The organism is Corynebacterium sp. BD556, from assembly GCF_038452275.1.
GTDB lineage: Bacteria > Actinomycetota > Actinomycetes > Mycobacteriales > Mycobacteriaceae > Corynebacterium > Corynebacterium mayonis.
Window position 1 is genome coordinate 41,439 of record NZ_CP141643.1, and the last position, 18,382, is coordinate 59,820.

The window sequence follows — 18,382 nt, forward strand, 5'->3', positions numbered from 1 at the left end:
CTTTCCTGGTCAAAAGAGGGGCTTTGAGTCTTTTACAGCGGGATGTTGCCGTGCTTGCGCGCCGGGCGGGCAACGGTTTTGTCGCGGTAGAGGCGCAGGTTAGCGGCCACAGCGGTGCGGGTTTCGGAGGGTAAAATGACGGCGTCGATGAGACCGCGCTCAGCGGCAAGGTAGGGGTTTAAAATTGCGTCTTCGTACTCGCGCTCGAAGCTTTTGATTAAGTCCGCCAACTCGGCCTCGTCCATGCCGGATTCCTTCGCGGCCTTAATGTCTTTGCGGTTGATAAAGCCCACCGCGCCCGCCGCTCCCATCACAGCGATCTGAGCGGTCGGCCACGCCAGGTTCACGTCCGCGCCTAAACCCTTCGACCCCATGACGCAGTAGGCGCCGCCGTAAGACTTGCGCATGGTCACCGTGATTTTTGGCACGGTTGCCTCCGCGTAGGCGTAGAGCAACTTCGCCCCGCGGCGCAAAATGCCGCCGTGTTCTTGGCTGGCACCGGGCAGGAAGCCGGGGACGTCGACAAGCAGCACGAGCGGAATGTTGAAAGCGTCGACGGTGCGTACGAAGCGGGCCGCCTTCTCCGAGGAATCAATGTCGAGACAGCCGGCGAACACGCTGGGTTGGTTGGCCAAAATGGCCACGACCTCGCCATCAATGCGGGTGAGGGCTGTGACGACGTTTTCGGCGCGTTGCTGCATGATCTCAAAGAACTCGCCGTCGTCGGCGAGCGCTGAGATGACCTCGCGCACGTCATAAGGTTGGTTCGGTGAATCCGGGATAATGCTGTCGAGCGCTAGATCCGCCTCGGTGATTTCGGTGTCAACTTCCTCAACACTGAAGTTTTCCGAAGGGGGCATGCTGCGTGAATTATTCGGCAAAAAGCCCACCAGGTCGGTCACCCAGTCGAGGGCGTCCTCGTCGGAGGAGGCGACGTAGTGGCAGTTGCCGGCGGTGTTCATGTGTGGCCAGGCGCCGCCGAGTTCTTCTTGGGTAATCACCTCGCCGGTGACGGTGGTGATCACGTCCGGGCCAGTGACGAACATCTTGGAGGTCTTATCCACCATGACCACGAAATCGGTTAAGGCGGGGGAGTAGGCGTTGCCACCGGCGCAAGCCCCCATGATCACGGAGATCTGCGGGACGACGCCGGAGGCCTTGACGTTTTGGTAGAAGGTTCGGGCGATCCAATCCAGGGACACCGCGCCTTCCTGGATGCGGGCCCCGGCACCTTCGTAGAGACCGATCAATGGGCGGCCGGTGGTTACGGCGAGCTGTTGGATCTTGACCATCTTTTCGCCGTAAACCTCACCGAGGGCACCGCCGAAGACGGTGCCGTCCTGTGAAAACACGCACACTTCGCGGCCGTCGATGGTGCCCCATCCAGTGACGATGCCGTCGGTGACAGGGCGTTTCTTTTCCATTCCGAACTCGTGGGTGCGGTGGCGCACTAATTGGTCGGTTTCGACGAAGGAGCCCTCGTCGAGCAGGTAGTCGAGGCGCTCGCGGGCAGTGAGGCGCCCAGCGTCGCGCACCTTGTCGTGGGCGGCTTTTCCCATCGGGGTGTGGGCTTCTTCGCGGCGGCGCTTCAGGTCGGCGATTTTGTCGGCGGTGGACTGTGGAGCGTCCAGACCTTCCAAGTCAGTCATGTGGGAAGAAACAGTCATGCGGCGCAGTGTAATGTTCGGTGGGCCTAATTAGGTACGCGAAATACATAAAGTTACGCATTAGTAGGTTACGGGGCGGTAAGTATGGCGTTTGCCGTGCTGTTATTCTCAAATGTGATTTTCGCCACGTCTGCGTTTTGAGAGGGTCTTTGCATGCACATCGGCACCGATATCGTGCACGTTCCGGGTTTCGCCGAACAGCTCGATTCACCCGGCTCCCGTTTCACCGCCGTATTTACCGACCGCGAGTTACGCACGTGCAAAGACAAACCCAACCGAGCGGCCTCGCTGGCCGGGCGGTGGGCGGCGAAGGAGGCATATATCAAGGCGTGGTCGCAGTCGCTGTACGGCTCGCCTCCCGCAATCAGCCCGGAGGACGTCAACTTCGCGGAGATCGAGGTGGTCCCAGACGCCTTCGGGCGAGTCGCTTTAGTGCTGCGTGGCCGCATCGCGCGGCACGGACCCGCTGCAGTATCGCTGTCAATCTCCCACGACGCGGACTACGCGGTGGCCGTGTGTCTGATCGCTTCGTCTTAGACTCGGCCCCATGACTGTCCACGACATGCAATTTATCAACTCCGAGGTCGCCCACGTGTGGCGCGATGTGCGCTGGGTCGAATCGGTCGGCTCCACCAACGCCTTGCTGCTTGCTACAGGAAAACCAGGAGACGTCCTCATCGCCGACGAACAAACCGCCGGCCGCGGCCGCATGGGCCGAACATGGGTCACCCCAAAAGGTTCTCAACTGTGCTTCAGCGCGCTCATCAGCATTGACGAGGTCGAACGGGCAGGCTTGATTCCCCTGGCGGCTGGCTTGGCTGTGACCGACGTGGTGCCCGACGCCAACCTGAAATGGCCCAACGACGTCCTTTTGGGCGGCAAAAAACTCGCCGGCATCCTCACCGAGGCCGAGCTCAACACGCCCCAGCCGCGGGTGGTGGTGGGCGTGGGTCTCAACGTCGCCTGGCGCCGCGAGGACCTTCCCGTGGACACAGCGACATCGCTCAATCTCGAAGGCCGCGACGTTGAGTGGGACCGCTTCGCCGCCGATACCTTGCTTGCCCTGGGAGAGAGGATGCGGCAGTGGCGCGACAACGACCCGCAACTCCTCGGAGACTACCGCGCTTCCTGCGTTACCATCGGTCAGTTAGTGCGCCTGCAACGCCCGAACGGCGACGTTGCAGGGGTCGTCGACGGGGTGACGGAGACGGGCGAGGTCATCATCGACGGCGTAGCCTTTTCCGCTGGCGACGTGACTCACCTGCGGCCGACTCGCTAAAGTCAGCCTTCATGAGGATGAGCGAAGGCGAGGTGGTTCTCGCCGACACGTGCGGGCCTATCAGCGGGCTCATTTTTCCCCTGCTGGAAACGGTTGTGGTCACCGGCGTGTGCTGGATGGCGATCGGTTGGATGGACGTTGGCGGCATTGAACCGCTTTTCCGCAATGCGGTGGTGGCGCTGTGGGGGTTGCTGGTTGTGCTGCGTTTCATCTTTCCGGTGGTGCGTTCGCGCCGCCGCCGGTTCACGGTGACCAACCGTCGTGTCGTGGCGCAGGGCGACTCAATTCCGCTGCGCCAGATCCACTCCGCACGTCGGGAGCGCGGCGGGCTCACACTCGCCGTCTACGGTCTCGGCCGCCCCCTGCACTACCCGGAGGTGGGCAAGGCCAAGAAGGTGGAGAAGGTGCTGAACTCGCAGCTTCAGGGTCTACACTAGGCGGGCGTGACTACAGACAACACAATGCCCACTGTCGTCGTTGTCGGCGACGGCCAACTCGCCCGCATGATGCACACAGCCGCGATCGAGCTAGGCCTAAACACCAGGGTGCTCGCCGGCGCCGAGGACGCCTCCGCCGCTCAGGTATTCGGTGAGGTGCAGATGGGTGATTATTCAAACTTCAACGACCTTGAGAGGGCCGTTGAAGGCGCTAATGCGGTCACTTTTGACCACGAGCACGTCCCCAACGAGTACGCGCAAGCGCTTATCGACGCCGGAGTTAACGTCGAACCGCGCCCGCACGCCCTCATTTTCGCGCAGGACAAATTGGAGCAGCGCACCAAGCTGCGCTCCATCGGTGCCCCCGTGCCCGTCTTCGCCCCGATCACCTCCGCCGCGGACGCCCACGCGTTCTGGGATCGTGTCGAGGGTGCGGTGTGTCTGAAAGCCAGCCGCGGCGGCTACGACGGCAACGGCGTGTGGTTTCCCGACACCCGCGAGAAGTGCGCGCAGTTGGCCCAGCATCTTGTGGACAAGGGCACCCCGCTTTATGCCGAGCGCAAGATTCCTTTCGACCGTGAGCTCTCAGCCATGGTAGCCCGCAACCGCTCAGGTCAGGTACTTTCCTGGCCCGTTGTTGAGTCCGTCCAAGACGACGGCATTTGTCGCGTCGCAATCTCTCCGGCTCCGCAGCTCGACAGCGACCTGGCTGCCTATTGCCGCGACCTGGCCGTGCGCATCGCCACCGAACTTGATGTCACGGGCGTGCTCGCTGTGGAGCTGTTCCAGACCGGTGAGGGTGTGGTTGTCAACGAGCTGGCGATGCGCCCCCACAACACCGGCCACTGGACCCAGGAAGGTAGCGTGACCAGCCAGTTCGAGCAGCACCTGCGTGCCGTTTTGGACTGGCCACTCGGATCTACGGAGCCCGTCGCGCCCGTCACGGTCATGGTCAATACCTTGGGTGCGGAAAAGGATCCGGCCATGCCCATGCGCGAGCGGGTCGTTGAGGTGATGCGCCGCTACCCGGAGGCGAAGGTCCACCTGTACGGCAAAAACTGGCGTCCGGGCCGCAAGATGGGCCACGTTAACATCACCGGCGAGGACTACGAGCAGGTGCGCGCAAGTGCCGAAGACGCCGCCCACTTCATCGTCCACGCGGAATGGAAAGGAAAGTAGAAACATGCAGCCGATTGTTGGCCTGATCATGGGCTCGGACTCCGATTGGGACACTGTCGCCCCGGCGGCGGAGATCCTCGCGGAGTTCTCCATCCCCTTCGAGGTGGGGGTGGTCTCTGCGCACCGTACACCCGAGAAGATGCTGGCGTACGCCTCCTCCGCCCACGAACGCGGGCTGAAGGTTATCATCGCCTGCGCGGGAGGTGCGGCCCACCTGCCGGGCATGGTGGCCGCCGCCACACCGTTGCCAGTTATCGGTATTCCCCGGGCGCTCAAGGACCTCGACGGGCTCGATTCGTTGTTGTCCATTGTGCAGATGCCGGGTGGAGTTCCCGTCGCCACTGTGTCGATCGGCGGGGCCAAAAACGCTGGTCTGCTCGCCGCACGTATCCTCGCCGTGGCCGATCCTGCGCTGCTTGCCAAGATGGCCGACTATCAGGAAAACATGGCTGCCGAGGTGGAGCGCAAGGATGAAGCCCTGCGCAACCGGTTGCTGGGTGAATAACCCACCCATTGTCGTATTGGGCGCCCGCATCATCGACGGGCGCCCCTCCCGCATGCTTGAAGCACGCTTGTCGACGGCCCTTGACCTCTGGTCCTCCACCCCCGCAAGTGCCCTGGTGGTCAGTGGTCGCAATGAAGCCGAAGCCATGGCCGCCTGGCTTGCCGACAAGAATGTGCCCCCGGAAGCAATCGTGGCGGAGCTTCGCGCAGAATCCACCAACGAAAATCTCGAAAACACCCGTGCCCTTTTCCCCGACGCCGCCTACCTTAGCGTGGTAACGAATAACTTCCACGTTCTGCGTACCCGCGTCTGGGCCTGGCACCTCGGCATCCCTGTGCGCGTTATTGCTGCTCCCACTCCGCGACGGTGCCGACTCAAAAACTACGCCCGCGAAATTGTGGCCCTGCCGCACTCCATTGCCCGCGTGGCGTGGCGCAAAGCGGTGCGGAGGTTGCACACACATCGATTAGGCGGAAACAAAGCTGCAACCGGGTGACCTTGACTCCGGGGCGGAAGGTCGCAGGGTTGTTTTGGCTCGCAGCGCCCACGTTTGAAAAAGGGTTCGCGGTGAGTGCTCACGTAACCAAGAAAAGCCAGCGTGGATCGCGGCGCCAACGCAAGCACCATTTTTTCTGCGAGCGCCTCTGCGGCGGCGGAGCCCTTTGATTCACGCGGCGGCGCATGCCAGGGCATACAGGGAAAGCCCAACCTTTGGAGGTGATTGCCTTCACCGGGGAGGCGAATGAAATTAAGAACAGCCCTTTGGGCGCCACCTCAGAGCCTTAACGGTGTGACCTGACCCGCAGCCACCGGCGGACCAGCCGCCACGTGGCCAAGCATAGTGCCCCGGCTAATAACCCCGGCCACAGCGCAGGCTCAGGTCTAAACAGGTTGAACACCGCCTGGATGAGGGCTAGTGCGGCGAAAAACCCGACGAAGCCGATTGCGGTCTGCCAAAGAAGGTCGTGGCGTGTGTTCACCTGTCTACTCCCGCACGTCCGCGGTGTAGCCCGACAAGGCGACCGGCAGGCCCGCCGCCACCCATGCCTCGAAACCCCCGTCAACGTCGGCCACGTTGGTTAGGCCCATCTGTTGCAGAAGATGAACCGCGACGGAGGAGGAAAACCCGTGCCGGCAAATGAGCACGTACGGCCTATCCCAGGAGGTGGCCTCCGGGATGCGCCAGGCGAAGGTCGGGTCGAGGCGCCAGGGCAGGACGGTTAAATCGACAACGATTGCGCCGGGGATGTCGCCGCCGGTGGCGCGGTGGGCGGCGGTGCGGATGTCTATAAGCGTGGCCCCCGACTCGAAGGCCTCGCGCGGCGCGACGCGGCGGATCTGCGAGCGCGCCTGCTCCAGCAGTGCCATAGAGCCGCGCATTAGCCCTTGACACCGCCAGCGGTCAAACCGGAGACGATACGGCGCTGGAAGATAAGCACCATGATGATCAACGGCACGGTGACAAGGGAGCCCGCCGCCATGATCGCGGCGTAGGGGTACTCAAAGGCGCTCGGCCCGGAAAAGCGTGCGATGGCCACCGTGACGGGTTCGGTCGCGGTGGTGGACAGTTGGCGGGCGAGCATGAACTCGTTCCAGGTGGTGATGAACGCCAAAATCGCCGTGGTGAAGATGGCGGGTGCGGCCAGCGGCAGCAGGACCAGGCGGAAGGCCTGCCCGCGCGAGGCGCCGTCGACACGCGCCGCTTCCTCGAGGTCCCATGGTAGCTGCTGAAAAAACGAGATGAGAGTGTAGATCGTCAGCGGCAGGGCGAAGGAAATGTTGGGGATGACCATGGCACGGTACGTGCCGATCCAGCCGAGGTTGCCAAAGAGCTGGAACAAAGGCGTTACGAGTGCGATGCCTGGAAACATTGAGGCGGCGAGGATGATGCCGGTGATGATGCCTTTGCCGGGGAAATCCAACCGGGCGATGGCGTAGGCGGTAAACACGCCCACGAGTACAGCTAGTGCGGTTGTAGACAGGGAAATGATCAGCGAGTTGCCAATGGCGCCTAAGAAGTCGTTTCCTTTGTTGGTGGCGAGCGCGTCGCGGAAATTTTCCAGCGTCACGTGTGTGGGCCACGGAGTGGTGTCGAAAGTGTACGCCTTGTCGCGCAGCGCGGTAATCAGCATCCAATAGAAGGGTGCAAGTCCCCAGAACATGATGAAGATGACGCCGATGTAGTGCCAGAGCTTTCTCATTTGGCGGACTCCTTCGCTGTGCGGCGCCCCGTGAGCCGCCGTTTAGGTTTCTCGTCGCCGCGCACATCGGCGCCGAGGAAGCGGATCATGATGAACGCGACGGCGAAGATGAGCAGAAAGATCAGTGTCGATAGCGAGGAAGCGGAATTGAAGTTGCCTTGGCGCATGTCTTCGACGACCAACTGGGAAATCGTTGCGGTGGGTGAGTTGGAGGAACCGGAGATCATGATGACGGGCAGGTCGTACATGCGCAGAGCATCAAGGGTGCGAAAGAGTACGGCGACCATGAGCGCTGGGCGGACCAGCGGCATGGTGATGCGGGTGAACTGTTGCCACCTGCTAGCGCCGTCGACTCGCGCGGCTTCGTAGACCTCCTTCGGGATCATCTGGAGGCCAGCGAGGATGAGCAGCGCCATAAACGGTGCGGTTTTCCACACATCGGCGATGATAACGGCGCTGCGGGCAGCCCACGGGTCGGTGGTCCAAGCAATGTTAGAGCCGAGCAGGGAGTTAACGATCCCGGCGGGGGCGAACATAAACTGCCACAGCTTAGCTGTCACGGCCGTGGGAATAGCCCAGGGCACGAGCACCGCGGCGCGGATGAAGGCGCGTCCAGCCGACTCGGTGTTCATGATCAAGGCCATGGTCATGCCCAAAATGGTTTCCAGGAGCACAGTGACCACGGCAAAAAACAAGGTGATGCGAACCGCCGGCCAGAAGTCGGTGGCGAGCACTCCGGGTGGGCACTGGCCTACCACGCCCGACGGTGACATGCACCGGTTGGTGATCCAGTAGAGATAGTTCTCCAGCCCGGCGAAGCCGCCGTCGGTAAACACTCCAGTTTGGGGGTCTAAGCGGCGGTTGCCTTGAAAGGACAACCAGATTGCGCGGATGATCGGGTAGCCGATGACGATGGCCAGCACGATCAACGCTGGGGCGACGAGCCCGGCTGCCTTGCCGGTGTCGCGCGGTACTTTGGCGCGGGTTGGGGCAGTGCTCATGTGATCCTCATAAAGCGTCGAAGATGGGCGCTAGCAATTATGTGAAGTCTAACGCTTCCCCACAAAGGCGAAACGCCCGCACCGTCATGGGGCGCGGGCGTGGCAGCCAACTGTGCCGGTTAGGTTTAGGAGGCCTGCTTGATGGCGGCAGCCATGTCGCGGGTGGCGTCCTCAACGCTCTTGCCGGCGGTCAGGGCGGCGTAAGCGTTGTCCTGGATGGCCTTAGAAATAGCCGGGTAGAACGGGGAAACCGGACGCGGCTTCGCATTTTCCAGCGATACCTTCAAGGCAGGAAGGTACGGGTGCTCGTCGATGAGGCTCTCATCGTCATAGATGGAGGCCAAAACCGGCGGGAAGGAAGCTTCCGCGAAAGACTTTTGGTTTTCCTCCGAGACAATGAACTCGATGAAGTCCTTGGCGGTCTGCTTGTTCTGAGAGTTGATATTGATGCCGTTGTTGTAGCCGCCCAGGGTGGACACGCCCACCCCGTCCTTGCCGACCAGCGGCTGGACCTCAAAATTCACGCCTGCCTCAACAGCGTTTGAGTACATGTATGGCCAGTTAATCGCCATCGCCGTCGTGCCCTCGGTAAACGACAGGTTTGTCTCCTCCTCGGTGGTGGCGGTGGAGGATTTGGCGATCGTGCCGTCAGCGTAGGCGTCGACAAGCGCCTGCAGGCCCTCCCTGGCCTCTTCGGACTCGACGGTCGGCTCGCCATTGTCGTCGATGACATCGCCGCCCCAGCCATTGATGAAACCGAGCGTGTTGACGGTCAGACCCTCGTACTGCTTGAGCTGAGTGGTCAGGCAGTCACCCTCAATGGCCTCGCAAGCGGACTTGATGTCATCGAAGGTGTCGGGCTTGTCCGCCACCAAGTCGGTGTTGCGGAACAGAAGCTGGCCGTTGGTGTTCTGCGGCAGGGCGTAGAGCTTACCGCCGTAGGTGGCGGAATCGACAGTGGACTGCAGCAACTTAGAGGTATCCACTGCGAAATCGCCCTCAAGCGGCTCAAGCCACTGATTGGCGGCGAAATCTGCCGTCCAGACAACGTCCAGGGCCATTACGTCGTAATCGGCGTTGCCGACCTGCAAAGACTGCACGAGGGTGTCGCGCTGGTCGTCGGCCTCGCCAGCGAGCTCCGCGAGAGTGACCTTCTCGTCCGGGTGCTCGGCGTTCCATTTCTCAATGATCGGAGCGAGCTTGTCGGTGTCGTTGCGGCCCATCGCGAACGTGATGGGGCCGCGCCCAGCCTCAGAACCTGCAGCTTGGGTGGCGGGTTCCGAGTTGGCGGAGGACGAGCCGGATCCGGAGTCGGAGGAGCAGGCGGTTAGGGTTGCGGTGGCCAAAACTGCAGCACCCAACGCAGCGCCGGTCTTGCGGGTAACAAGATTCATCAAAAAACACCTTTCAGTACATACGGTGCTTTCAATGTAGTTTCAATACCCCCGCACTCGGGCAATCTTGGTGTAGTTACCCACTACTGGGGGTGGATTCGGACATTATTGTGCGCCCTCACAGGAGGCGACGGGTGACGTTTTCTGCCTCCATGATCGCCTCAAGGCGGTCCGCGGAAGCAAGCCCTGTGACCACCACCGCCGAACCGCCAGCGGCCAAGGGGCCCAAGATCCGCGCCTCGAAATCCTCCCGGTTGTGCCAGGGGGAAACGAAGTAACGCTGCGCGTGAAGATCCTCTCGCGCCCAAGAAGACAACTGCGGGCTGGGGCCGAAGTACTCGTCGCCGTAGAAGCGAACGGTAGGTCCGAAGTCCACAGCGCCTAAGGGAAGATCTCCACCAGATTCGACAACACCGCGGCCAAAGGGATCGTCGGAAACGACCACCACATCCGGCACATGGGTAAAACGGGCGGCGCCTTCTAGCGTAGTAAACACAACATCAGGATCGGCAGAAGCGCTCTTAGCGAAGGTGGGGAGCCGGGCAGAATTGTAGGTGCCCAGGGCGATGACGGCGGCCTGCCAAGACACGGGGATATCGATAAGAACAGCGGCATCGGCGCCCAAATCGAACTCCTCATCGAGCATATTGGCCACCTTGCTCGCCCAGTTATCCAGGGTCTGCGCGGAAAAATCCATGCGTGTGCCAGCAGACTCGTCATAAAAGGAAAGCCGCGGACTCGACGGGTTGGAAACCAAAAGGGGAGACAGCATGCTCATGCCTGCCCATCATATCGGCGGGCTAGTTCACGCAGCGCGGACCGGTGCCGCCGGCGTCGATCTCGGGCGCGATCTCAGCCGACCCGAAGTCCTCACCTGGTGTTCCCACGGTATCCGTTGCCTGCAACTGCTCCACGTTGTCGGCGCCCGGGCCGAAGTAGTCGTCGGTGACAACCACGATCAGGCTGGAAGGCTCCAGGCTGTCGTTGGAGGTAATGGGCAGACCACCAAGCCTTTCCGCCAGCGCCTTGGCCGCGGGATCTTCTGGGTTAGCTGCGACAACCTGCGGGTAGCTGTAGATGCCAGGCACCGCGTTGGACACGCTCGAGACGGTCACGCCTTCCTCGCGTAAAAACCTTCCCACCGCGGCGGCTAACCCAGGTGAAGAACCGGCGTTGAGCATCAACACCTCGGAGTTGCCCAGCGCAGCCGGCGCCTGCCCATCTGCCTCAACGCCTCCCGAAGCGTCCGGGTTGTGCACCTTCGGCGGGTTGACAAGGTCCTCCATGAACTGCTGTACCTGCTGAGGGTCAACAGTGACAATGGATTCGCCGTAGTCGCCTGTGCCGTTGACGGAGGTGACGGGGATGGTGTTGAAGATGATGTTGCCGCCAGCCAGGCCGGACATCTGCTGGGCAAAGCCGACGATGTCCCAGCCTTGGTCAAGGGTGACTGATCGTCCGGCGGCGTTGGACAACTCACGCAGCCGCGCCGGGTTGGTCAGCGTGCCCGCCGACAGGGCCTTTTGTACCAAGGAAGCCATGTAAGCCTGCTGCCGCACGATGCGGTCGAGGTCGCCGCGGGGTAGGTCGTGGCGCTGGCGCACGAAGGACAAGGCTTCCGCACCGTTGAGGGTTTGCTGGCCCGCAGGAAACTTTGCCCCCGACAATGGTTCGTCGACGGCTTCGTTCAAGCAAACGTCGACGCCGCCGATGGCGTCGGTAAGCAAGACGAAGCCGAGCAGGCCCACTTGGGCGAAGTGGTCTACTTTCACTCCGGTCAAATCGGCCACCGCGTCGATGAGGCCCTCCTGGCCCGCGCGCGCCACCTGCTGCTCCAAGGACTGCCCCTCCGGCAGCCCCCGGGACATCAACTCCTCGCGTTTGGCCTGGGCGTATACCGCGTACACGCCGTTGATCTTCATGTTCCCGTACCTTTTGTCGCTGATGTAGGTGTCGCGGGGGATGGAGACTGCGGTAGCGCGGGAGCCATCTGCCGGCACCCGGATGATCATGATTGTGTCGGTGTTGCTCTCCCCGTCGGAAATGCCGGCGTTGAGACGATCGAGTTCTGCCTGGCTCAGCGGGTTGCCTTGCGCGTCGGTGCGCGAGTCGGAACCGACGAGCAAAATGTCGGTGGCGCCGTCGAGCGTGGCTTCGTTCTTGTCCCGGTAGATGGTCAGCTCCGAGGCAGAAAGGTTGCCGCCGAGGTTGCCCACGGAAAAATGCCCGACGCCGGAGACAACGAGGATGGCCGCCGAGGTCATTGCCAAAATGCCACGCACTACAGGGTGGCCGGACTGAGACAGGTCCCTCGTGCGCGAGGGAGCTGGCTGGATGTCGCGAGCGCGCCTGTAGCTGTCATTCACGCGAGGAAGTATACGACATTGTCAATAAATGCCCGGGATGTTCGAGTGGGTTTCGCAGTCGGGCTAGGTCACTTCCGGTAGGTAGACTGACGTTCATTCGTTGAACCCGCACGAAACGGTGGAGAAGGTGGAAAACGCCCCGCACAACTTGGATGCGACTTTGGCCGTCATCACGGTGACGTACTCGCCGGGAAAGCATCTCGGTGCCCTTATCGACTCCCTTGAGCAGGCTACTGCCAGGGAGATACTTTTGGTATGCGCGGATAACGGCTCCACAGACGGGGTGCCGCAGAAACTTGCCGCACAGCGCCATAACGTCGAGTTTCTCCCCACGGGCGGCAACATCGGCTACGGTGCGGCGATCAACGCGGCGGTGCGCGCGCTTCGGCAGCGCCGCGCCAAGGGATTAATCGACGCCGACTATGTCCTGATCACAAACCCGGATGTGCGGTTTACCAAGGGCAGCGTGGATACGCTTGTTCGCGCCGCCGAAAGGGTCAGGGCCGCCGGTGCAGTCGGGCCTCGTATTGAGGAAGCCGACGGCTCCACCTATCCGAGTGCGCGCCGGATCCCAGGGTTGGTCACCGGGATTGGTCATGCCTTGCTTTATGAGTTCTGGCCCTCTAACCCGTTTAGCGCCGTTTATCAGGCGGGCGAGGACATGGACGTCGAGCGCAGCGCCGGGTGGCTTTCTGGGGCGTGCCTGCTGGTTCGGTGGGAGGCTTTTGAGGCAATCGGCGGTTTCGACGAGCGTTACTTCATGTATATGGAAGACATCGACTTCGGTGATCGGCTGGCGCGCGCCGGGTGGGTGAACCTGTATTGCCCGGAGGCGGTGATCCTGCATGACCAAGGGCATGTGGCTGACAAGTATTCGCGTGTCACGGTGCCCGCGCACCACGCCTCCGCGTACCGTTTTCAGGCGGACCGTCACCCGGCGCTGTGGCAGGCCCCATTGCGCTGGGCGTTGTGGCTGGGGCTGAAGGTGAGAGCTGCACTGCAGGCGTGGTGTGGTGCGCGAGGGCTTAATCGCAGTCGACGTGAAAGGAACGGGTTGTAGATGGTGGAGAAGTTGGCAGGCAACCTCGGTGGGAACCTGAGTGCTGACGCGGATGCGGTGGTTCTTGTGGGCGGGCGCGGCACCCGGCTTCGTCCGTTGACGGTGTCTACGCCGAAGCCGATGCTGCCCACTGCTGGGTTTCCTTTTCTAAGTCACCTGTTGGCGCGTATTGGCCGGGCGGGTTTGTCCCATGTGGTCTTGGGAACTTCTTATCGTGCTGAGGTTTTCGAGGAATACTTTGGTGACGGCTCCGATTTCGGGCTTGAGATTGATTACGTGGTGGAGGAGGAGGCGTTGGGGACCGGCGGGGCGATTCGCAATGTCGCTGACCGGTTGCGCCACGACAACGTCATGGTTTTCAACGGCGACGTTCTCTCCGGTGCGGATCTCGGTGCTCTTTTGGATACTCACACGACGAAAGGCGCCGATGTGACGCTGCATTTGGTGCGTGTGCCCGACCCGCGTGCCTTCGGCTCGGTGCCGACGGATGACGAGGGTAATGTGGTGGCCTTTTTGGAAAAGACGGAGGATCCGCCGACGGATCAGATTAACGCTGGTTGCTACGTGTTTAAGCGTTCGGTTATTGAGTCGATTCCGCCGGGGCGTGTGGTCTCTGTCGAGCGCGAAACTTTTCCGGGGCTGCTTTCCCAAGGTGCGAAGGTGGTCGGCCACGTTGACGCTTCTTATTGGCGCGATATGGGCCGCCCGGAGGATTTTGTTCAAGGTTCTTCGGATCTTGTGCGCGGCATTGCGTATTCGCCGCTGCTGGAGGGGAAAACGGGAGAGTCGCTTGTCGACGACTCCGCGGGGGTTGCCGGGGGAGTCATTTTGGTTGGCGGCACAACGGTGGGTCGGGGCAGCGATATTGGTGCGGGCTGCCGCATTGATGACTCTGTGGTTTTCGACGGCGTGACCATTGAACCTGGCGCGATTATTCGTGGTTCGATCGTGGCTGCGGGGGCGCGCATTGGTGCCAACGCGCGGATCACGGATTGTGTCATTGGTGAGGGCGCACGCATTGGCGCCCGGTGTGAGTTGCAGGGTGGGATGCGCGTGTGGCCGGGGGTTGAGATTCCCGATTCCGGAGTGCGGTTTTCCCCTGATGCGTAGGTGCCACGCCGCACGACAGGAGCTTTAGTTGCGTGGGCGAAAATGTACCACAACATGTAGTACCCCCGCCTCTTACCCCCGAATCAGTGGTGATGTTGCCCGTGTGACGTATGTGCCGATTGACATGCGGGATGGGGTAAAAGAGTGCTGTATCGCCAAGAAGATGTTGCGGCTATTTAGCGCTTCAGTGTTGAATCGGTTGTGGAAATAACATCGATGTAACGCGCACGCGGAGCTAGCTCGAGACTGCCTCGGCCAACACTTCCGCGTCATTCGGCACACGACCAACCACAATGCAGGAAAGGGGACGGCGTGGAAGATACGGCTGGAAGCGCCATTCTCCGCGGCGCGGCCGCGGGCGGAATGACCCTCGACGAACTGTTCGGCGCCGTCGAACAGGAATGGCAGGATCAGGCGCTGTGCGCCCAGACGGACCCGGAGGCTTTCTTCCCTGAAAAGGGCGGCTCCACCCGCGAAGCCAAACGCATCTGCCAAGCATGCCCGGTGCGCGACGAGTGCCTCGAGTACGCGCTCGAACACGACGAGCGCTTCGGCATCTGGGGCGGACTGTCCGACCGTGAGCGCCGACGTCTGAAGAAGCAGATCGGCTAACCCTAAGCCCTACCAGGGGAAATCACTGTCAATGTCGCGAGGGTCCATATTGAGATAGTGGGCGACAAGAGCGGTCAAAATCCACGTGAGAAGCTCAGAGCGCTCCATCTTCGTTTTGGCCCTTTTTTCCACAGGCATCCGAAAAACGACGAAGCGGGCGCGTGTGGGGTTTTTCTCCCGGTCGATCCCCGCCTGCAAAACACGGCCCAACGGGACCGCCCCGTCGGCCACGACCTCGTCGGGAAGCAGAAGGCTGTCGCCGCGCAGCCGCATACGCGGGATGGTGTCCACCGCAAGATCTACTCCGGCAAGCTGCTCGTAGTACATATTGTGCAAAGGCGCGTAACACTCAAGAACGAGCTGGTCGAAAGCCATCGAACGGGAGCGGTAGCGCGGCACTGCCACCGGCATAAGCGGCCCCCTCGCACCGCGGCCCCGACGGTTGCGGGCCGGGCGCAGGTGAAGCGGGCTGGGGAAACGGCCCTCCTCGGGGACGGACGAGAGTGCGGGACGATCAACCGGGGTCATACCTGAAGATGTTAAGCCCGCCGCTTGCCTGCGGGTGGCAGGCGCTGTCGCGTGTCCCCGCCCCAGAAAGTTGAGCGGAGGTTTAGACTTGGCCCCCGTGAGTACTTTCCGTCGATGCTGCCGTCCGGGCTGCGGGCGACCCGCCGTTGCCACGTTGATCTACGCCTACGCGGAGTCGACGGCTGTCATCGGCCCGCTGGCGCCTACCCCGGACCCGCACGCCTGGGACCTGTGCGAGCGCCACTCCGCCCACATCACCGCTCCTGTCGGTTGGGATTTGGTGCGGGTAGAAAGAGTTCACATCGATGACGACGAGCTCGACAGCCTTGAGGAGCTTGACGACGAAGAACTCACCGCACTAGCCAATGCCGTGCGCGAGGCCGGGCGCGTGACCACCGGCCTCGTGGACACAAGCGAGGACCCAATTGAGTACGCGGCAACCCGCGACTTCAACGACCCGGAGACTTCGAACCATCCGGTCCACCGCACGAAGCGCATCGAGGAGCGAATCAACGCCGCACGGCAGGCCCGTCGCGCGCATCTGCGCATAGTGCCCGATCCGGGAGCCACCCAGGACAATTAAGATATCCAGTATGGCTATCAACCGTGAGCGCGTATCTTCGGAGATCGACAAAATTATCAAAGCCTACGACATCCGTGGGCTCGTCGGCAAGGAGATTGACGCCGACTTCGTCCACGATGTGGGCGCCGCCTTCGCAACCATCCTGCGCGGCGAGGGCGAAACCACGATCGCGGTGGGGCACGACATGCGCCCATCGTCCCCAGAGCTGGCCGAGGCTTTCAGCCGCGGCGCCGCCGAGCACGGCCTAGACGTCATCCAGCTTGGGCTGACCTCCACCGATGAGCTCTACTTTGCCGCCGGAACCCTGCGCTGCGCCGGCGCGATGTTTACCGCCTCCCACAACCCCGCCGCATACAACGGCATCAAACTGTGCCGGGCGGGGGCCACCCCAGTGAGCACCGACACCGGACTCGGCGAGATCGCGCGCATGCTCGTCAGCGGCATTCCCGCCCACGCCGGCTCGCCGGGCGTCATCACAAAACGCGACGTACTCGCAGACTACTCCGCCTTTCTCCGCCAGCTCGTCGCCGTGCCCACCCGCCGACAGCTCACCGTCGCCGTCGACGCCGCCAACGGAATGGCAGGCCTAACAGTGCCAGCGGTGCTCGGAGTGCTTGACAACATCGACATCCGGCCGCTCTACTTCGAACTGGACGGAACCTTTCCCAACCACGAGGCCAATCCGCTCGATCCGAAGAACCTGGTGGATCTTCAGGGATTCGTCGTCAAGCACAACGCCGACATCGGCCTCGCCTTCGACGGCGACGCCGACCGCTGCTTCGTCGTCGATGAACGCGGCGAACCAGTGTCTCCGTCGGAGATCACCGCACTGGTTGCCGACCGCACCCTCGCCGAGCACCCGGGAGCAACCATCATCCACAACTTGATCACCTCCCGCGCCGTGCCGGAACTGATCGAAAACCGCGGCGGCACGGCTGTGCGCTCCCGCGTCGGCCACTCCTACATCAAGGCCGAAATGGCGCGCACCGGCGCACTTTTCGGCGGCGAGCACTCCGCACATTACTACTTCGCCGACTTCTTCAACGCCGATTCCGGCCTCGTCGCAGCGCTCCACGTGCTCGCCGCCCTGGCGGAACAAGACGCGCCACTTTCAAAGCTCATGGCCGAGTACAGTCTCTACAGCGCCTCCGGCGAAATCAACTCGGAAGTGGCCGATCAAAACGAGGCCACCCAGCGCGTCCTCGACGCTTTCGCAGAGCGCATCGACACCGTCGACCGCCTTGATGGAGTGACAGTCACCCTCAAAAACACGAAGGCCTGGTTCAACGTGCGCGCCTCCAACACCGAGCCTTTGTTGCGCCTCAATGTTGAGGCCCCCAGCCGCGCAGAAGTCAACGAGCTCACCGATGAAATCCTCGCCCTCATCCGCGCCTAAAAACTGCGCCTGAAATCCGCGCCTGCTTTCTCAGTACCCTGGTGGCATGGACAGCAACGAAAGTTTCGCCGCGGACTATTACGAAGGGGCGGGCAACTACGACAGGGAAACGGTCCGCTTCTTCGACGTTGCCCACGAAGGCGCGCAAGTTCGGGCCATCGGCGCGGCCGCAGGAGCCCTGGGTCAGCTACGCGGCTTCAACCCGCGCAGCATAGTCGTGATCGCCACTGACCACATCTCGCGGGCCGCCGCCGAAGCCGCCGCCACCATGCGCGCCCCGCTGCCGCTGCCCGTCGTGGTGACACGCACCCTGCCAGACTACGTCGGCCCGCTCGACGTCGTTGTGGTGGTGGGGGACTGCACCGAAGATTTCCGCACCGGAGACGACACACGTTGCCTAAGCACCGCAACACGTCGCGGTGCGGTAGGGATTGTGGCGGGGCCGCACAGGGCACCCATCGTCGAAGATGCACCCGATTCTGTAACCGTGATCCCGGCGCTGCCCAGCACCGCGAAAGCCTCGCCGCTGCGCTCATTTGCCTTGGTGTGGGCCGTTTTGGACAGCCTCACCCAGCCCAGCGAAATGATCGCGGAGTATCTGTACGCCCTAGCCGACGAGGTTGACGTGGAACTTCAAGCGCTGTCGCCGCAGCGCGAGGAAACAGTCAACGCCGCGCGTCAACTCCGGGCATTTAGCGCGCATGGCCGGGTGTTGCACGTGGGCATCAGCCGGTGCGGGGAGGCAGTGGCCAAGCTTGCCTCCCACATCTGGTCCGCGCGGGGCATCCCCTCCGGTTTGACGGGCGCGGCGGAACTGCCGGAAGCTACTGCGCAAAGCGCCGAAACATCTATCTTTCACGACCCTTTCATCGATGGGGATGACAGCGGCGAGCTGGTAGCCTTAAAGACCATTATGTGGGCGGAGCCCAAAAGCTCCCTGCCTCGCTCGCGCGCCGAATACACCGAGCCAACCAGCCTTGGTGAAGCCGCCTCGGCGGCACGCCTCATAGTCCGCGCCTATGCCACCACAGCGATGGACGTGTAAGGTCGGAAATTTTGCAGCG

General features: G+C 62.2%; 21 protein-coding genes. 12 read left to right on the plus strand and 9 right to left on the minus strand.

The annotated features are described in order from the left end of the window. Positions 1-32: 32 nt before the first annotated feature. A complete protein-coding gene (locus VLL26_RS00175) occupies positions 33-1,667 on the minus strand; it encodes an acyl-CoA carboxylase subunit beta (protein WP_342319146.1) in 1,635 nt (544 codons plus the stop codon). Between the two features lie 153 nt (positions 1,668-1,820). Here VLL26_RS00175 and VLL26_RS00180 point away from each other — a divergent pair, with 153 nt between their 5' ends. The 6 genes from VLL26_RS00180 to VLL26_RS00205 are packed head-to-tail and all read left to right on the plus strand — an operon-like array spanning position 1,821 to position 5,563. After that, positions 1,821-2,204, plus strand: a complete 384-nt coding sequence (locus tag VLL26_RS00180; RefSeq protein ID WP_342319147.1) for a holo-ACP synthase — start codon at positions 1,821-1,823, stop codon at positions 2,202-2,204. A gap of 10 nt (positions 2,205-2,214) precedes the next feature. Beyond that, entirely contained in the window at positions 2,215-2,946 is a 732-nt protein-coding gene (locus VLL26_RS00185) for a biotin--[acetyl-CoA-carboxylase] ligase (protein WP_342319148.1), read from the plus strand. Positions 2,947-2,957: 11 nt separating this feature from the next. Further along, positions 2,958-3,383, plus strand: a complete 426-nt coding sequence (locus VLL26_RS00190) for a hypothetical protein (RefSeq protein WP_342319149.1) — start codon at positions 2,958-2,960, stop codon at positions 3,381-3,383. A 24-nt stretch (positions 3,384-3,407) separates the two neighbouring features. Then, positions 3,408-4,562, plus strand: a complete 1,155-nt coding sequence (locus VLL26_RS00195; RefSeq protein ID WP_342320209.1) for a 5-(carboxyamino)imidazole ribonucleotide synthase — start codon at positions 3,408-3,410, stop codon at positions 4,560-4,562. A 4-nt stretch (positions 4,563-4,566) separates the two neighbouring features. Further along, positions 4,567-5,067, plus strand: a complete 501-nt coding sequence (gene purE / locus VLL26_RS00200; protein WP_342319150.1) for a 5-(carboxyamino)imidazole ribonucleotide mutase — start codon at positions 4,567-4,569, stop codon at positions 5,065-5,067. Further along, complete coding sequence (locus VLL26_RS00205) at positions 5,033-5,563, plus strand: YdcF family protein (RefSeq protein WP_342319151.1); 531 nt, start codon at positions 5,033-5,035, stop codon at positions 5,561-5,563. The genes purE and VLL26_RS00205 overlap by 35 nt, the downstream gene beginning before the upstream one ends. Before the next feature lie 286 nt (positions 5,564-5,849). Here the strand turns inward: VLL26_RS00205 and VLL26_RS00210 are convergent, their stop codons facing one another. From VLL26_RS00210 to VLL26_RS00240, 7 genes are all read right to left on the minus strand, one after another. Next, positions 5,850-6,047, minus strand: coding sequence for a hypothetical protein (locus VLL26_RS00210; protein ID WP_342319152.1), 198 nt, complete (start codon positions 6,045-6,047; stop codon positions 5,850-5,852). A 4-nt stretch (positions 6,048-6,051) separates the two neighbouring features. Further along, positions 6,052-6,435 carry a rhodanese-like domain-containing protein gene (locus tag VLL26_RS00215; protein WP_342319153.1) on the minus strand — a complete coding sequence of 128 codons (384 nt, stop codon included), beginning with the start codon at positions 6,433-6,435 and terminating at the stop codon, positions 6,052-6,054. 11 nt (positions 6,436-6,446) lie between these two features. Beyond that, on the minus strand, positions 6,447-7,268 hold the full coding sequence (locus VLL26_RS00220; RefSeq protein WP_342319154.1) for a carbohydrate ABC transporter permease: 822 nt from the start codon (positions 7,266-7,268) through the stop codon (positions 6,447-6,449). Beyond that, a complete protein-coding gene (locus tag VLL26_RS00225) occupies positions 7,265-8,269 on the minus strand; it encodes a carbohydrate ABC transporter permease (protein WP_342319155.1) in 1,005 nt (334 codons plus the stop codon). Before VLL26_RS00225 ends, VLL26_RS00220 begins: the two co-directional genes overlap by 4 nt. A 125-nt stretch (positions 8,270-8,394) precedes the next feature. Beyond that, positions 8,395-9,663 carry an ABC transporter substrate-binding protein gene (locus tag VLL26_RS00230; protein WP_342319156.1) on the minus strand — a complete coding sequence of 423 codons (1,269 nt, stop codon included), beginning with the start codon at positions 9,661-9,663 and terminating at the stop codon, positions 8,395-8,397. A gap of 118 nt (positions 9,664-9,781) precedes the next feature. Continuing rightward, on the minus strand, positions 9,782-10,441 hold the full coding sequence (locus VLL26_RS00235) for a TIGR03089 family protein (protein WP_342319157.1): 660 nt from the start codon (positions 10,439-10,441) through the stop codon (positions 9,782-9,784). A gap of 22 nt (positions 10,442-10,463) precedes the next feature. Continuing rightward, positions 10,464-12,029 carry an LCP family protein gene (locus tag VLL26_RS00240; protein WP_342319158.1) on the minus strand — a complete coding sequence of 522 codons (1,566 nt, stop codon included), beginning with the start codon at positions 12,027-12,029 and terminating at the stop codon, positions 10,464-10,466. 100 nt (positions 12,030-12,129) lie between these two features. On the opposite strand from VLL26_RS00240, the gene VLL26_RS00245 reads away from it, so the two are divergent. From VLL26_RS00245 to VLL26_RS00255, 3 genes are all read left to right on the plus strand, one after another. After that, a complete protein-coding gene (locus tag VLL26_RS00245) occupies positions 12,130-13,089 on the plus strand; it encodes a glycosyltransferase family 2 protein (RefSeq protein WP_342319159.1) in 960 nt (319 codons plus the stop codon). Beyond that, entirely contained in the window at positions 13,090-14,199 is a 1,110-nt protein-coding gene (locus VLL26_RS00250) for an NDP-sugar synthase (RefSeq protein WP_342319160.1), read from the plus strand. A gap of 363 nt (positions 14,200-14,562) precedes the next feature. Further along, positions 14,563-14,811, plus strand: coding sequence for a WhiB family transcriptional regulator (locus tag VLL26_RS00255; RefSeq protein ID WP_342320210.1), 249 nt, complete (start codon positions 14,563-14,565; stop codon positions 14,809-14,811). A 9-nt stretch (positions 14,812-14,820) separates the two neighbouring features. Here the strand turns inward: VLL26_RS00255 and VLL26_RS00260 are convergent, their stop codons facing one another. Then, entirely contained in the window at positions 14,821-15,222 is a 402-nt protein-coding gene (locus VLL26_RS00260) for a metallopeptidase family protein (RefSeq protein ID WP_342320211.1), read from the minus strand. A 214-nt stretch (positions 15,223-15,436) separates the two neighbouring features. On the opposite strand from VLL26_RS00260, the gene VLL26_RS00265 reads away from it, so the two are divergent. From VLL26_RS00265 to VLL26_RS00275, 3 genes are read left to right on the plus strand one after another with little or no spacing between them, the layout of a single operon-like run. Next, positions 15,437-15,922, plus strand: coding sequence for a DUF3499 domain-containing protein (locus VLL26_RS00265; RefSeq protein WP_342319161.1), 486 nt, complete (start codon positions 15,437-15,439; stop codon positions 15,920-15,922). Positions 15,923-15,932: 10 nt separating this feature from the next. Continuing rightward, a complete protein-coding gene (locus tag VLL26_RS00270; protein WP_342319162.1) occupies positions 15,933-17,318 on the plus strand; it encodes a phosphomannomutase/phosphoglucomutase in 1,386 nt (461 codons plus the stop codon). Positions 17,319-17,364: 46 nt separating this feature from the next. Further along, on the plus strand, positions 17,365-18,363 hold the full coding sequence (locus tag VLL26_RS00275) for a hypothetical protein (RefSeq protein WP_342319163.1): 999 nt from the start codon (positions 17,365-17,367) through the stop codon (positions 18,361-18,363). The last annotated feature ends 19 nt before the right edge of the window (positions 18,364-18,382 follow it).

Coding starts and splice junctions, on each gene's coding strand:
- VLL26_RS00205 (WP_342319151.1), top strand. CDS start 5,033: ATGAAGCCCTGCGCAACCGGTTGCTGGGTGAATAACCCACCCATTGTC.
- VLL26_RS00220 (WP_342319154.1), bottom strand. CDS start 7,268: ATGAGAAAGCTCTGGCACTACATCGGCGTCATCTTCATCATGTTCTGG.
- VLL26_RS00250 (WP_342319160.1), top strand. CDS start 13,090: ATGGTGGAGAAGTTGGCAGGCAACCTCGGTGGGAACCTGAGTGCTGAC.
- VLL26_RS00260 (WP_342320211.1), bottom strand. CDS start 15,222: ATGCCGGTGGCAGTGCCGCGCTACCGCTCCCGTTCGATGGCTTTCGAC.
- VLL26_RS00275 (WP_342319163.1), top strand. CDS start 17,365: ATGGACAGCAACGAAAGTTTCGCCGCGGACTATTACGAAGGGGCGGGC.
- VLL26_RS00195 (WP_342320209.1), top strand. CDS start 3,408: ATGCCCACTGTCGTCGTTGTCGGCGACGGCCAACTCGCCCGCATGATG.
- VLL26_RS00215 (WP_342319153.1), bottom strand. CDS start 6,435: ATGGCACTGCTGGAGCAGGCGCGCTCGCAGATCCGCCGCGTCGCGCCG.
- VLL26_RS00225 (WP_342319155.1), bottom strand. CDS start 8,269: ATGAGCACTGCCCCAACCCGCGCCAAAGTACCGCGCGACACCGGCAAG.
- VLL26_RS00230 (WP_342319156.1), bottom strand. CDS start 9,663: ATGAATCTTGTTACCCGCAAGACCGGCGCTGCGTTGGGTGCTGCAGTT.
- VLL26_RS00235 (WP_342319157.1), bottom strand. CDS start 10,441: ATGAGCATGCTGTCTCCCCTTTTGGTTTCCAACCCGTCGAGTCCGCGG.
- VLL26_RS00180 (WP_342319147.1), top strand. CDS start 1,821: ATGCACATCGGCACCGATATCGTGCACGTTCCGGGTTTCGCCGAACAG.
- VLL26_RS00255 (WP_342320210.1), top strand. CDS start 14,563: ATGACCCTCGACGAACTGTTCGGCGCCGTCGAACAGGAATGGCAGGAT.
- VLL26_RS00185 (WP_342319148.1), top strand. CDS start 2,215: ATGACTGTCCACGACATGCAATTTATCAACTCCGAGGTCGCCCACGTG.
- VLL26_RS00190 (WP_342319149.1), top strand. CDS start 2,958: ATGAGGATGAGCGAAGGCGAGGTGGTTCTCGCCGACACGTGCGGGCCT.
- VLL26_RS00175 (WP_342319146.1), bottom strand. CDS start 1,667: ATGACTGTTTCTTCCCACATGACTGACTTGGAAGGTCTGGACGCTCCA.
- purE (WP_342319150.1), top strand. CDS start 4,567: ATGCAGCCGATTGTTGGCCTGATCATGGGCTCGGACTCCGATTGGGAC.
- VLL26_RS00270 (WP_342319162.1), top strand. CDS start 15,933: ATGGCTATCAACCGTGAGCGCGTATCTTCGGAGATCGACAAAATTATC.